This is a genomic window from Ignavibacteriales bacterium (genome assembly GCA_026390815.1).
In the GTDB taxonomy this organism is placed as follows: domain Bacteria; phylum Bacteroidota; class Ignavibacteria; order Ignavibacteriales; family SURF-24; genus JAPLFH01.
Window position 1 is genome coordinate 1 of the sequence record JAPLFH010000057.1, and the last position, 15,442, is coordinate 15,442.

Sequence of the window (15,442 nt, forward strand, 5' to 3'; positions counted from 1 at the left end):
TGTTGCAATGATATATGCATTTCTATTTGGCTTTGGAAAAATTATTCTTGGCAGTGCAATAACCGGAATCATATTTGTTATTTTTGGTTTTATCTTTGGTTCAATCATTTATTTTGGAATGAAAAAACGTGGCTGGGAAACGTTAGTTAAATAAGTCATTCTTAACAATTAATCAGTACAGATAAAGTGTTATTATGAATCAATCCTTTAAAAACATTAAATACTATTTGTTGATTTATTCTTTTTTATTATTGTTAGTTTCCGAATCAACTTTAGCAAAAAAATATTGGAGCGGTGAGGTAAACACAAAACAGACTTATTTATATGGCAGAATTGAAGTGCGAATGAAATCGGCAGAAGCAAGCGGAGTTACATCTACGTTATTTACTTACAATACAAAAAACTCCATTTACAATGAAATTGATATTGAAATTATGGGTCGCTACAATAATGAAGTTTCATATAATACTTTTGTTCCGGATCAAACCGGAAATCCGCATAGGCAAATTGTAAACTTTAATCCACATAGAGCATTCCACATTTACACAATTGAATGGACCCCAGACTATGTTGCCTGGTGTGTTGATGGCTTTGAAATATATAGACAAAACGACGAGCGAATTAAAACATTAAACTTGCCGCAAAGTATAATGATGAATTTTTGGCCCCCCAATTCCGCAGATTGGGCAGGCACACTTGATGAAAGTAAATTACCTCTCTATGCATTTTATGATTGGGTTAAATACTATGAATATACACCGGGTACCGGAGATAATTTTACTTTAAAATGGCAGGATGATTTTAATTCTTTCGATCAAACCAAATGGTCTGCAAGCAACAGCACATTCGGAAGTAATCTTGCTGACTTTAAATCTTCAAACGTAGTTGTCGAAGATGGATATTTAATTCTTTGTATGAAAAAGGAAGGAGAGACTGGTTACAGCGGTGGTCCAGTTAAAGATGTTGATATAGATGCTCCTTATTTGGTTTATACTAAAGCGTATAACAACAATGTCTCAATTTTTTTCTCAGAGGCTCTTGATAAAATTACCGCGGAAACGGTAGTTAATTATGTTATCCCCGGGGCAAATGTAAAAATTGCACAACTTGATTCGGATTTGCGAACGGTTCATTTAACAGTTGAGGGTCTTAATCCTTCGGGCAGCCAAAATCTAATTGTTAGAAGCATAAAGGATTTGGCAAATCCTGCAAATATGATGTCTGCTAAATCAATTATTATAAAATATTTTCCACTGTTGCCTCTAAAAATAAATTTAGGAGGTGATCTGTTCGGCGAATACTTAGCCAGCCAGGATTGGGAATTTGGTAAAGACTATGGCAGCATTGGTGGTAAAATAATAAATAATAATTCGGAAATAACCGGAACTACAGAACCATATATTTATAAATCTGCTATTGATGGAATTACTTTTTTTAAGGCGAGAGTTCCAAATGGAATTTACAATATAATTTTAATGATGACTGAGACCGAATTTAATAATTCGGGTTCAAGAGTATTTGATGTTTATTGTAATGGAAAACTTGAAACAGAAAATTTAGATGTTTTTCAGCAAGCCGGAATCAACGCTGCTTATGAAAAACAGTTATCACACATTATTGTAAATGATGAACTGATAGAATTATTTTTCAAAGGTAAAGCAGGCAAACCAATTATAAGCGGAATAAAAATAGAACTAGTTCCAACAGATGTTAAGCTGGGTTTACCAAACATTCCATTGATTTTTAATATAGAAAATTTTCCTAATCCATTTAATCCAACAACTAAAATAAAATATGTTATTCCAATGGATGCGTTTGTAAGCATTAAGGTTTTTGATACTCTTGGAAATGAAGTTGCTTCCTTGGTGAATGAACAAAAACAAAAGGGAAATTATGAAATTGAATTTTCCGCAAATGATGGAAAAAGCAGGTTAGCAAGCGGAGTATACATTTGTAGTATTCAAGCTGGTGGACAAATAAAATCAACCAAAATGGTATTGTTAAAATAAAACTGGGTAATGTGATACCAGTTATTTTTAGTAATCAAATATTTATAATTGTACCAGAATCCAATTCCTTTATATAAAATGATGGTAATAATTCAAATGGAGTTTACTAAGAAAATATTATTCTTATTCTCAATTATCTTTAGTATAAGTTTTTCATTTTCATTACACGCGCAGGATGAACAATTTAAAATCGTTTATCTCTCTCCATTACCAGGATCAATTTATAATTTGCCTCAAACCAATATCATCATTGCTACAAACGATTTAATTGATGAAAACAATTTTTTAAATAATTCTGAATTGATAGTTCTCGGTTCTAAATCGGGGCAGCATACCGGTGAACTTATTGTAAGCGATGATAGAAAGACAATTGTTTTCAATGCTAATTTGGAATTTTTTGAAGAAGAAAGTATTACTGTGCAACTTCGTGGAGTTATTAAGGCGCAAAATGGAAAGGTAATTGATTCATTAGCTTTTAAATTTTGGGTTAACAAAGCAAATTATAAATTCCAAATATCTTCTAACTATATGAAGGAATTTGAAAACAATTTTTACGCTAACAGCTCGAAGCAAAATCAAAATTATGAAGTTAATGCTCAATCAAACCTGGATAGTTTGCCTTCCGATTTTCCTAAATTTAGAATAACAGTCCGGGATAATCCTGATTCAGATTATATTTTCATAGGTACTACTTCTGCCATAAATCCGTACATAATGATTTTAGATAACAATGGAAATCCGGTTTATTATAAACGAACAAGAAGTGGTACTTATGATTTCAAGGTTCAACCAAATGGTTGGCTGACTTATTATGATATGAAATCTTCGTTTTACTACGCAATGGATTCATCATATAATCTTGTTGATAGTTTTAAGTGCGGGAATGGGTATTATACGGATTTGCATGAATTGCGATTACTGCCAAACGGTCATGCATTAATTCTAGGTGTTGATACCAAGACTATGGATATGAGTCGATTAGTAATTGGCGGAAGTACAACCGCTCTGGTAATTGGCAGCGTTGTTCAGGAGCTGGACAAAAATAAAAATGTGGTTTTCCAATGGTTGTGTTGGGATTACATTAATGTTATTGATACTTATACTGACCCACGACAAAACTCATTCGATTTTTCTCATGGTAATGCAATAGAATTAGATGATGATGGAAATTTGTTAGTCTCATTTCGGAATCTTCAGGAGATTACAAAAATAGATAGGGGAACCGGTAATATAATCTGGCGGCTGGGTGGGCGAAAAAATCAATTTAATTTTTTAAATGATACAATTGGTTTTTCCTGGCAGCATGCTGTTAGAAGATTAGCTAATGGTAATATTTTATTGTTTGATAATGGATTCAGACGCAATAATCCATCAATAATGTTTACCAGAGTAGTTGAATACAAACTTGATGAAAAATTGAAGACTGCTGAATTAATTTGGCAATGCAGGAATAATCCCGATGTCTATAGTATTGGATTAGGTTATGCGCAAAGATTAAAAAACGGAAATACATTTATCGGTTGGGGTTATACCTTTCCTACAATTACAGAAGTTCGTCCAGATGGTACTAAAGCATTTGAAATGTCATTCAAAGACAATTTGTTTACTTACCGGGCGTATCGCTTTCCATGGAAATCTAAATATCATTCTTTGGGAAAGCTTGAAATGTTAAACCTTGTAAACACATTCAAACCGGTTGCTATAAATGATACAACCTCAGTTCTGGTGGTAATTAAAAATACACATGATAAACCAATTGCTATTAATTCAATAAAAAATCATTCAACCATCTTTTATACTCCATTAAATTTTCCCGTTACTATTCCTGCCGGTAATTTTATTGATTTAAAAATTTTCTTTAAGCCGATTGCCATTGGATATTTTTCGGATACACTTGAAATTGATTATGATAGCGGCAAGGAAAATATTCTTTTATTCGGTGAATCGCCTGCTCCGGTGATAACTGCAAATGCCAACGAACTGGACTTTGGCGATGTTTTGATTAATCAAACTGTTTCTAAGCAAATATTAATTACAAATTCTTCAGTAAACAAATTAGTAATTGATTCATTAACTATAAGAACAAGACAATTTATTACACCAAAAATATCACTTCCATATTCAATCAAAAGTGGTGATACACTTAAACTACAAATTTCTTTCAAGCCAGATTCCTTGATTACTTATTCTGATTCCCTTTTCGTTTACACTAATTCTGATCCACGCATTTACAAAATCATATTAAAAGGAAATGCAATATTAACCGGCATAACTGCACAACAGAATTTAGCTCCTAAAGAATTTTCACTTAAACAAAATTTTCCAAATCCGTTCAATCAATCAACTATAATTCAATATGAAATAAGTGAACAGGTAAAAGTAAAAGTTAATATTTATAATTTGTTAGGACAGAATATAAAAACGCTTGTTGATGAAATCCAGCCAGCCGGTTACTATTCGATGAAATGGAAAGGAACGGATAATTCTGGTGTGACGGTTTGTAGTGGAGTATATGTGTATAGAATTCAGGCGGGTAATTATATTCTATCCAGAAAAATGTTAATGCTAAACTGATTTCAACTTTTTAGAGAAAGAATAAACGAATTCAAGATAAAATTAAATTAGAACAGAACATGAAAAAAACACATAACAATCCCTGTACATTAATATTGTTAATAATCGTTTCTTTCTTTTCACTTGTTGCGTGCAATAATTCACAACCAACTCCTCCTTCATTAAGCCCGGATGAAAATACTGGAACTATTGAATTCTCCGGGCTTAAATGGAAAATAAAAGAAAGTAATGTTCCAGTTGGACCTGGTGGGAATTATTTTTCGGGAAGTAAGGAAGATGTTTGGGTTGATGCTTCGGGAAAACTTCACATGAAAATTTCTTTGAAAGATGATGTTTGGGCTTGCACAGAAATTTATACTGTAGTGCCAGTTAGTTACGGTACGTACATATTTTATCTTTCGAGTCGAGTGGATAGCTTAGACCCCAATGCGGTGCTGGGTTTGTTTACTTGGAATAACAACTCATCACAAACAGATGCGAATTCTGAAATTGATATTGAAATATCACGCTGGACAGATCCGACAGCAAAAAATCTGCACTACTCGGTTCAACCTGTGTTTGGTCCGGATGTACCATCTGGAAGATATTCTGAAAGAAACTATCAAAAATACATGCAGCTAAAAGATATTTATTCTACTCATACTTTTATCTGGACTGATACCTTAGTTTCATTTGCAAGCTTCTATGGTAATGAAATCTCAACCCAACAGCAGATTGCCACTTGGAAATATTCTAACACTAATCCTGCCCGCCATACAATAATTGAAGGTCATAAATCCGACGCAATAAAAATTCCCAAACCAGGAACAGAAACCAATTTACGGATTAATCTTTGGCTTGTATCTGGCAGTAACGGTTATGGCAAACCTCCATTATACAAGAAGGATGTTGAAGTGGTCATAGATAAAGTCGAATATTTTCCAAACGGTAAATAATTTTTATTCGCTGATGAGAGGAATTGCTTTTACAAATAAATTTATTGTATTATAGCCCTCTCAATTTTATTAAAGTTGAGCTAATAATTTATTTAGCTCTATTTGCTCGTTTACAGCAAAATAAATGCACTAACTGCATTTAACTAATTTTAGTGGTAATGGAGAATATTTTTACATCAGAATTATTTAAGTTAAGTACAAAATTTGTACTTAATAATCTTTTAATAAAAAAGGAGTATCATATGAAAAGGTTTCTATACTTTTTCTTCATAATTGTTTTTAACGCATCTGGTTTTGCACAGCAGTTAGTCGATGGATTCGACTCTGCACCTACAGATACAGCTTATTGGAATATGTTGATTGCCTATCCGGCTCAAGATACTTTAATTCTGGATTATATAACAAGTCCGGTTAAGGTTGGTTCCGGCGCAATGAAAGTAACCTATCACACCTCCGGTTACGATTCCTGGGGTGGATTTGTGGGTATGGAACATTGGAATCCCGATACAGCATTAACTTACGATTTTTCAGAATATGATAGTATTAGCTTTTGGTACTATAATGAAAGACCAGCTGATCAAGCAGTTCCTTTCATTTTACGTTTATGTCTTTTTGATGTTAGTGATGCACCAAACGGAAATAATACATATGCACTAAATCAAGGTGCTGAAAAATATTTTTCATTCCTAAATATTATGAAAACATCTCCTGGATGGAATTACGTCTCTATCCCATTAGTAAATAATGATAATATAGAAGGAAAAGGTTTTGCGCTTAGAACCTGGGGTGGTGGCAGCCTTGGTAATAATACTCTGGACCTTGATAAGATTAAGGGCTGGGTTTATGAATTTATTGTTGATGGTCAAACCACACAAATTGCCAGTGGCACTTTTATTATTGATAATCTTGAATTGAAAGGTCTTAAAAATAGGTCGTTGGTTTTCTTTAATGGCAAAAAAACCCCGGGGGATGTTTCATTGATGGAAGGTAGAGGTGGATCTTGTGTGGTTTCAAATGAAGAGACTTCTAATCCTGCTACTCATTTATTTTCCCTTAAATGGACTACACCCGGACAATGGGATGGTCCAATCTGGACTCTAAATAAATCAGCCAATCTTTCCAAAGTATGGCAAACAGATACGTTAAAATTTAAAATCAAAGCACCGGCAGGAATTGGTGATCTAAGAATTATTTTTCAGGATCCGGATGAAGATGGCGCAGCAACTTTAGACTATCCATTTGAAGCCGCTTACATTTTAGCTGCTGATGATGTTGGATATAATGGAAGCTGGAAATCAATAAATATTCCGCTAAAAAGTTTTAATAGATATGCCGGAGTTTGGGATGATGCTACATCAGCACAAGTAGATGGTGTAATGGATTCATCCAAGGTTCTGAAATTTAAAATTCTCCGGACTAACGATCAAAGATGGCAGAATCAAATTGTTTACTTAGATGAAATCTGGACCGGTAACCCCGTATTTGATGTACTTGCGCCGGACGCACCACAAAATATTCAAGCAGTTGCCGGAACTTATAATAATTTAATTATCTGGGAAGATGTTCCATACGAAGATGGTGAAGTGTATGACGTTTATGTAAGTACACAACCCATTACAGACTTGACTTCTAAAAATGTAGATAGAATAGCAAAAAAAATTGCTGAAAATGTACAACAGGTTGAACACGTTTTAATTGCGCCGGCTATTGATCAAAACGTTACTTATCATTATGCAATTGTTTGTATTGATAAAGCTGGAAACGAAAGTATAATTGGTCAATCAATGAGTGAGGTAACAAATTTGGCTAAAGGGGTTCCGGTTATTAATCCATCTGCACCAGCTAATTTTGTGGTAGATGGTGAGTTTAATGATTGGGATGGAATTGTGCCATTTAAAATTGCAAAATCAATTGGTACTGGTCATCAGGTAGATGGCAGCGGTCTTTTTATTGATAATGATGCAGATCTATCATTCGATATATATCTTGCAACAGATAATGATTACCTGTATGTAGCCGGTAAAGTGGAAGATAATGTTGTTAAAGAAGATTCTGTTGACAATCCTGATCTTTCTTATTTATATGATGGCATAGATGTTTTCCTTGGATTGTATGATTGGAGAGGCGAATCGCATTCTGCTTATAAAAAAGGATCAGAGACAGATTATCATTTTCGTTTCTATAAATATGGAACTATCCTGGATCAGCCAGGCGGTGGAAAAGTTTTGGAAATGACATCAACTGATTATTTTTGGGCGGAAAATTTTCCAACTGGTTATAGGTTTGAAGCAAAAATTCCTTTTACTAAAATCGCAGGTATTCTTGGAACCAGCCCCGTCTTTAAACCAGCAAAAGGTATGAGAATTCCTTTGGATTTAATTGGTAACGATAATGACAATAACCCTCCAGGTTATACACGTGAAGGTATATTAACATATTCGGCAAATAGTATGGATCAATCTTACCGTGATGTTTCTGTTTGGACTAACACCTGGATCGGCGATCAATGGACTGTGGGTGTGAATGATAATAAAGCTATTGTTTTAAATTATAAGCTTGAGCAAAACTATCCAAATCCATTTAATCCATCAACTGTTATTAGTTACAGTGTAAAAGAACCGGGTTTAGTTACACTAAAAATTTACAACGTGCTTGGTCAGGTTGTTAAGACTTTAGTTAATGAATCCAAACAAACCGGAATCTATTACGAAAAATTTGATGCTAGTACGCTATCAAGTGGCATCTATATTTATCAATTGAAAGCTGGGTCATTTAATAGTTCTAAAAAAATGATGCTGGTTAAATAGAAACTCAAACTAATATTTAGTTGATTCTATAAATATGATAAATGTAATAAATAAAGGAATTATAGCTTGGATAGAAGTTGTTCTTCTATCCGGCTTTCTCCTTAGCCAGGAAGTAAATCCTGCAAAAACATTTTGCAATCCTCTTAACCTTAACTATAGGTTTATGATAGATGCAATTGATGCGCGGGAAGCTGCCGATCCTGTAATTATATTGTTCAAGGGTGACTATTATCTTTTTGCTTCCAGATCCGGAGGCTATTGGTTCTCAAGTGATTTCCGGGATTGGAAGCTGGTTATTCCTACCGGTCTTCCAATTGAGGATTATGCCCCTGCAATTCTCGTAATTGATGATTCTGTTTATTACACAGCTTCCGGAACACCAGCTATATATGTAACTGCAGATCCCAAAAATGGTATATGGAAAAAGAGAGCTAATACAGAACCGTATGGTGATCCAGACCTTTTCCAGGATGATGATGGAAGAGTTTATATGTATTCCGGCGTTTCAAATGTTAATGCCACTAAGTGTGTAGAACTTGATGTAAAAAATGGATTCGAGCCAATTGGAGTACCGGTAGATATTGTTTATCCAAATGCAAAAGAGCATGGTTGGGAAAGACGAGGAGATGATAATCTTCTTGACGAAAAACCCTGGATAGAAGGCTGCTGGATGACAAAGTATAATGGTAAATATTATCTTCAATACTCTGCTCCTGGAACTGAATTCAAATCCTACGCTGATGGAATTTACCTTAGTGATAAACCACTTGGTCCTTTTACTTATATGCCTTATAGTCCTTTCTCCATTAAACCGAACGGGTTTGTTACTGGTGCAGGACACGCTTGTACCTTTAAAGATAAAACAGGAAATTGGTGGCGTATTGTTACTATGGTTGTTTCTGTAAAGCACGACTTTGAAAGACGACTTGGGTTATTCCCTGTTGGGTTTGATAAGGATGGTCAAATCTTTACGAATACAATTTTTGGTGATTACCCGCAATATTTACCTGATGTTAAAACTAACCAAATAAAAAATAATTTTACCGGTTGGATGCTTCTTTCTAATAAAAAATACGCTGAAGCTTCTTCTACATTACCTGGATATAGCGTGCAAAATGCAGTGGATGAAGATATAAAATCATATTGGGTTGCCAAAACCGGAAATGCTGATGAATGGCTAATGATTGATCTTGGGAAAGTTTGTAAAATAAATGCAATACAAATTAATTTTGGTGAGCATAATACAATTCCCGATTTAGTGCAAGGACGAGCAAATCAAATTTTTGAACAATATAAATTTGAAATATCATCAGATAATAAAAACTGGCTGCTACTTATTGATAAAAGTACGAATCAAACAGATGTTCCTCACGATTATATTGAACTAATAAAACCCATAAGCGCCCGGTATATAAAGCTTATCAATGTTCAAACACCAGGTAAAGGTAATTTTTGTGTGCGCGATTTCCGGATATTCGGGAATCCGGATGAAGTTAAGTTTACAAACGTAAAAACCTTTTCTGTAAATCGCGATTCAATTGATAGCCGTAATGCTTTAGTGAAATGGGAACCAGTTGCAAACGCGGACGGATATATAGTTAAGTATGGAATTGCCCCGGACAAATCATATAATCATTACCTGATTTATGATGAAATCAGTTTAGCTATTCACAGTTTAAATAAAGGAATTGAATATTTTTTTTCTGTTGAAGCGTTCGATAACGGTACCGAATATTATTACGGTGGTTATAATGATGTTAAAGATATGAAGTAGAATGCAGAATAATCGAAACAGAACCATACAACAGAAATAACTGATATTAGAAGATAAAGAAAACGTATATAAGAAAGTTTATCAAAGATTATAAATTGAATGAATGCTTTTCCAAAGGAAAATAATGGTAAAGGAATTAAGTTGTAAGATTTTTATAGCGCAATTATGAAATGTGCGCTGCTTATTTTGGTATAAATTTCTAAAAATCATTTTATATGTAAAAATAAAACCTAAATAAATTACTGAATATGGAATTAACACAAGTTGTATTAGGTATTGATGTCGGCGGGACAAATACTGTTTTCGGAATCGTTGATGAAGTCGGGAATTGTTTTTATAAAGATCAAATTCCAACAGACGGTCACCTTCCTGCAAACCACCTGTTCGATCGATTGTTTCAAAACTTTAACAAGAAGTTTGAAGTATTGAAAGACAGGATGGAATTAGTAGGAATAGGAGTTGGTGCCCCAACTGCAAATTATTTTAGAGGTACCGTCGAAAATCCAAATAATTTAAAATGGGGTTACGTAAATGTAGTTGAATTAATAAATGAGCATTATGCCTTGCCTGTTGCTGTAACTAATGATGCAAATGCCGCGGCTGTTGGAGAAATGAAATATGGTGCGGCGAAAGAATTTAATAATTTTATTGAAATTACATTGGGTACTGGTTTAGGCAGCGGGATTATTATTGATGGTAATTTAATTTATGGGCAAGAAGGTTTTGCCGGGGAAATTGGTCATACGGTAATTGAAGAACAAGGCAGGCATTGTGGCTGTGGTAGAAAAGGATGCTTGGAAACTTACGCATCAGCAAACGGTATTAAACGAACCGTTTTTGAACTTCTTTCAAGACAGAATAATGATAGTTGTTTAAGGGACTACTCCTATAATTCCTTAACTTCAAAACTGATTTGCGAATCAGCTATTAAAGGCGATAAAATTGCAAATGAAGCGTTTGAATATACCGGGAAAAAATTAGGTAAAGCTCTTGCAAATAGTGTAGCCCATTTAAACCCGGAAGCAATCATATTATATGGTGGATTAGCTTTAGCGGGAGATCTAATCTTAAAACCGGTTCAATATTACCTGGAAGACAGCCTGTTACATTTGTATAAAGATAAATTAAAAATATTAGTATCAAGCTTAATGAATGATGAAGATGCAGCAATACTTGGTTCCGCTGCAATTATTTGGTATGATATCCAGCATAAAAAAAATAATTATCATTCATACGGAAAAATTAAGGAATGATTTATTAATTTAGAATTATTGGAATAATAGAATTATTTTATAATGAGGTGTTAATTTGAGTTTAACTGAAGTTACATTAGGGATAGAAATTGGAAGCACTCATACCGCTTTTGGGTTAGTAGATATTTCCGGAACCTGTTATGTAGAAGGGAAAATTCCTACCAAAGCTAATGAATCGCCAGAATCCTTGTTTGACAGATTGTTCAATAAATTTAAAAGAATTTACCGGGAGAATGCAGACAAATATGAATTGATAGGAATTGGAATCGGTGCACCCGGTGCAAATTATTATACAGGAACCGTGGAGTTTTCATCAAATTTAAATTGGGGTTACGTTAATATTGTTGAATTAGTAAAAAATTATTTTGATTTGCCCATTGTAATTACCAATGATGCAAATGCTGCTGCAATTGGAGAAATGAAATTTGGTGTTGCCAAAGGAATGAAAAATTTTATTCAACTTACTTTAAGTAAAGGCTTTGGTAGCGGCATTGTTGTAGATGGAAACTTAGTATATGGAAGTGATGGGTTTGCCGGTGAAATTGGACATACAATTGTTGAAAAAAATGGTCGGTTGTGTGGATGCGGCAGAAAAGGCTGCCTGGAAACTTACGTTTCTACCAGTGGACTGATAAGAACTTTTTACGAATTAATTGCACAGTCAAATGAAGTAAGTGTATTAAAAGAATTTCCCCCTGAAGAACTAACGGCAAAGTTAATTTATAAAGCGGCATTAAATGGAGATAAACTTGCTCAAACTGTTTTTGAATTTACCGGAAAAATTCTTGGTGAAGCATTGGCAAATGCGGTTGCTTATCTTAGTCCGGAAGCCATTATACTGTCTGAAGGCTTGGCAATGGCGGGTGATCTTTTAGTTAAGCCAACTAAATATCATATGGAAGCTAATATGCTTAATATATTTAAGGGAAAAACTGAAATATTACTTTCAGGACTTACTAAAGGAAATGCAGCTATTATTGGTGCATGCGCTTTAATATGGCATGAAATCTCTAAAACCAACTCATTACTTAATACCGATAAACCAAATACCAACCAGGTTTTAGTTAATGGTAATCATTTGTAATAAACAAATGAATATTCTATCAAATCCAAAATGGAATTACAGCAAAATGTTTTTAAAATATTTAATTTCTAAAAACGTAAGAATAATATTCTTACTAATAATCTGTACTGCAGATTCATTTCCCCAATCTTCTTTTCAATATATCTCACCAAAACCATTTGCTAAAATGGTTTCTGCAGAAACAAATATTATTATACGTAAAGGGATTTCGATTGACCCCGCTTCATTAATTGATGAAATGATAATTACTGTTAGCGGTTCTAAGAGTGGATTGCATAAAGGAAAACTTATACTTGCGGATGACAATAAAACTATTCTTTTCATTCCTTCAAAACAATTTGATCGGGATGAATTGGTTTCGGTCTCTTTGCACAATGGTATTAAATGTACTGATGGAAGTGAAATCGGAAGGTTGGAATTCGAATTCACCACAACTTCATTTAATCGGAAAACTCCTATCTCAGATTCAATAAAAAAGAAAGTATTTGATGAAGAAGTTCTAAGCCGAGAAATTCAAACTATTGGATTGAATAAAGTATCCGAAGTAAATGATACAATACCTTCCGACTTTCCGGAAATACACATTGATACTGTCAATAATCCAGCTCCAGGTTATCTTTTTCTAACCGTCTCAAGGGATGTAGCTGGTATTGGTAATTATAATATGATTCTTGATAACAGCGGTAGACCCGTTAAATATATAAAAGAAAATCATTTTAGTTACGATTTTAAAGTTCAACCAAACAATCTTCTTTCATATGGTGATATTAAAGAAGAACACTGGTACGCCGGTGGTGGGGAAACAACTCATAAAATATTAGATAGCAATCTTACTGTGGTAGATTCATTCAGATGTGGAAATGGATATGTAGCAGATAGCCATGACTTTCAACTTTTACCAAATGGTCATGCTTTATTATTTGGCTATGATTTACAGCCAATTGATATGAGTAAAATTGTTGAAGGTGGTGATCCGGGAGCATTTGTTGCAGGTTCAATCGTTCAGGAAATTGATGCACAGAAAAATGTTGTATTCGAGTGGAGAAGCTGGGATCATATTCCAATTACAGAATCATATGTCAATCTGCGCAGTTCTGCATTCGATTATATTCACATTAATGCAATTGAATTAGATAGTGATGGAAATATTTTGGTTTCGTGCAGACAAACAAGTCAGGTATTAAAATTAGATAGAACTACAGGTGAAATTATTTGGCGGCTTGGAGGTAAACAAAATCAATTTACTTTTATAAATGAAAATGAATTGAATACACCAAATTATTTTTCATTTCAGCATTGTGTAAGAAGATTGGCAAACGGTCATTTAAGTTTATTCGATAATGGAAATCAACATACTCCTGGTTATTCAAGAGCAGTTGAATATGAATTGGATGAACAGAATAAAATTGCCACGCTGGTTTGGGAATATCGTCATTCACCGGATGTGTTCGCTTCTTCACGTGGATCAGTCCAACGGTTGCCTAATGGTAATACACTTATCGGCTGGGGCTCTTCAAGTGAAGCAAAAAAATTAGCTGTTACAGAAGTTACTCCAGACAAAAAAGTTGTTTTCGAATTGTCTTTGCCTCTAAAACTTAGCAGTTACCGGGCATATAGATTTCAGTATTTTAATTATATCCCATCAGTATCTGTAAACCTGTTTGATCTTTTGCCCAACAATCTATATGTATTTAGTAAGGATGAGCTTTCAACGGGTGTAAAAATTAAGTTTAATCAAATAAACTTTGGCTATAATAGGGTGCAAGTTACAAAACATAATAATGCCTCGGTAAAACCGGAATTTTTAATTGATGCACCAATTGCTTCTTCTGTAAGGATTGTGGTTGAACAAGAGGGTATTGAAAGTTTTAACGGTGAGATTAGATTTGATTCAACCTTTACAAAAAAATTTGATAATCCGCAGAATGTAGTTGTATTTTCCAGGGAGGTTGAAGGGCAGGGAATTTTTAAACAACTGCCTACATCTTTTAATTCAAGCACAAATGAATTAATTGCATCCATTACATCAATGGGCGAATTTATCTTCTGCAGATATTATCCGGCACAAAAGGCAACTACACCTTCAATAGTATTTCCTGAAAATCAGGATAGTGTAAACCAGCGGCTTCCATTGGAAATAAGATGGACTCTAAACGGATATTCAACAGGTTTTCAATTACAGGTAGCAAAGGACTCGCTCTTTACTGAAATATTATTAAATGATTCTTTGCTTAAGTCAAGCATTTATACAGTTGAACATCTTAATCCTGACTCAAAATATTTTTGGAGAGTGAGAGCTTATACCACTGGTGGTTATAGCTCATATACTGGGACAAATGTTTTTTATACAATTGCTCCATACATAAAAATTACGTCACCTAATGGAGGAGAAATTTTAGAATCTGGTAAAGAATACTATATACGATGGAATGATAATATAATGGAAGATGTGAAGGTAGAACTTTTTAAAGATGGTGTTTTCTATAAACCAATAATTGATACTACTATTAGTAACGGTTCATATAAATTTGAAATTCCATCAGACATTTCGGTTGACTCTCTTTATCAATTAAAAATAACTAGCATTAAAGACTCATTGTTGTATGATATAAGTGATAAAGTATTTACAATAACTAACGCAACTGATGTAACAAAAGATTTGCCAGGAACTATATCAGAATTTACGTTGATGCAAAATTATCCCAATCCTTTTAATCCGTGCACTATAATTAAATATTCCATTCCACAGGATTGTTTTGTTTCGCTTAAAGTATATAACATCTTAGGCAAAGAAATGGTCAGTTTGGTTAATAAAGAACAAAATATCGGCAACTATACAATTTCATTTGATGCAAATTCATTATCCAGTGGAATATATTTTTATCATTTACAAGCAGGAAAGTTTTCTGCAACTAAAAAATTATCGGTGATAAAGTAGCAAGGACAAATTGCTGGTAAATAATGTATTTTCTATTCAATTATGGAAATCTATCTGGAAAAAAAAAT

Annotated in this window: 8 protein-coding genes; all 8 read left to right on the forward strand. The window is 33.7% G+C overall.

What is annotated here, in order from left to right; genetic code table 11:
* The first annotated feature begins 194 nt into the window (after positions 1 to 194).
* The 8 genes from NTX22_17705 (at position 195) to NTX22_17740 (ending at position 15,374) form a co-directional block, all read left to right on the forward strand.
* On the forward strand, positions 195 to 2,009 hold the full coding sequence (locus NTX22_17705) for a family 16 glycosylhydrolase (protein MCX6152366.1): 1,815 nt from the start codon (positions 195 to 197) through the stop codon (positions 2,007 to 2,009).
* Between the two features lie 78 nt (positions 2,010 to 2,087).
* Positions 2,088 to 4,583: an aryl-sulfate sulfotransferase gene (locus NTX22_17710; GenBank protein ID MCX6152367.1), complete on the forward strand. Its 2,496-nt coding sequence runs from the start codon at positions 2,088 to 2,090 to the stop codon at positions 4,581 to 4,583.
* 59 nt (positions 4,584 to 4,642) lie between these two features.
* Entirely contained in the window at positions 4,643 to 5,518 is an 876-nt protein-coding gene (locus NTX22_17715) for a hypothetical protein (GenBank protein ID MCX6152368.1), read from the forward strand.
* A 242-nt stretch (positions 5,519 to 5,760) separates the two neighbouring features.
* Positions 5,761 to 8,325 carry a T9SS type A sorting domain-containing protein gene (locus NTX22_17720; protein MCX6152369.1) on the forward strand — a complete coding sequence of 855 codons (2,565 nt, stop codon included), beginning with the start codon at positions 5,761 to 5,763 and terminating at the stop codon, positions 8,323 to 8,325.
* A 34-nt stretch (positions 8,326 to 8,359) separates the two neighbouring features.
* The gene (locus tag NTX22_17725; GenBank protein MCX6152370.1) at positions 8,360 to 10,099 is read left to right on the forward strand and encodes a family 43 glycosylhydrolase; all 1,740 of its coding nucleotides are present in this window, start codon (positions 8,360 to 8,362) and stop codon (positions 10,097 to 10,099) included.
* Between the two features lie 248 nt (positions 10,100 to 10,347).
* Positions 10,348 to 11,352 carry an ROK family protein gene (locus NTX22_17730; GenBank protein ID MCX6152371.1) on the forward strand — a complete coding sequence of 335 codons (1,005 nt, stop codon included), beginning with the start codon at positions 10,348 to 10,350 and terminating at the stop codon, positions 11,350 to 11,352.
* A 55-nt stretch (positions 11,353 to 11,407) separates the two neighbouring features.
* Complete coding sequence (locus NTX22_17735) at positions 11,408 to 12,436, forward strand: ROK family protein (protein MCX6152372.1); 1,029 nt, start codon at positions 11,408 to 11,410, stop codon at positions 12,434 to 12,436.
* Positions 12,437 to 12,443: 7 nt separating this feature from the next.
* A complete protein-coding gene (locus NTX22_17740) occupies positions 12,444 to 15,374 on the forward strand; it encodes an aryl-sulfate sulfotransferase (protein ID MCX6152373.1) in 2,931 nt (976 codons plus the stop codon).
* Positions 15,375 to 15,442 lie beyond the last annotated feature (68 nt).

Coding starts and splice junctions, on each gene's coding strand:
- NTX22_17710 (MCX6152367.1), top strand. CDS start 2,088: ATGATGGTAATAATTCAAATGGAGTTTACTAAGAAAATATTATTCTTA.
- NTX22_17730 (MCX6152371.1), top strand. CDS start 10,348: ATGGAATTAACACAAGTTGTATTAGGTATTGATGTCGGCGGGACAAAT.
- NTX22_17705 (MCX6152366.1), top strand. CDS start 195: ATGAATCAATCCTTTAAAAACATTAAATACTATTTGTTGATTTATTCT.
- NTX22_17715 (MCX6152368.1), top strand. CDS start 4,643: ATGAAAAAAACACATAACAATCCCTGTACATTAATATTGTTAATAATC.
- NTX22_17725 (MCX6152370.1), top strand. CDS start 8,360: ATGATAAATGTAATAAATAAAGGAATTATAGCTTGGATAGAAGTTGTT.
- NTX22_17720 (MCX6152369.1), top strand. CDS start 5,761: ATGAAAAGGTTTCTATACTTTTTCTTCATAATTGTTTTTAACGCATCT.
- NTX22_17740 (MCX6152373.1), top strand. CDS start 12,444: ATGAATATTCTATCAAATCCAAAATGGAATTACAGCAAAATGTTTTTA.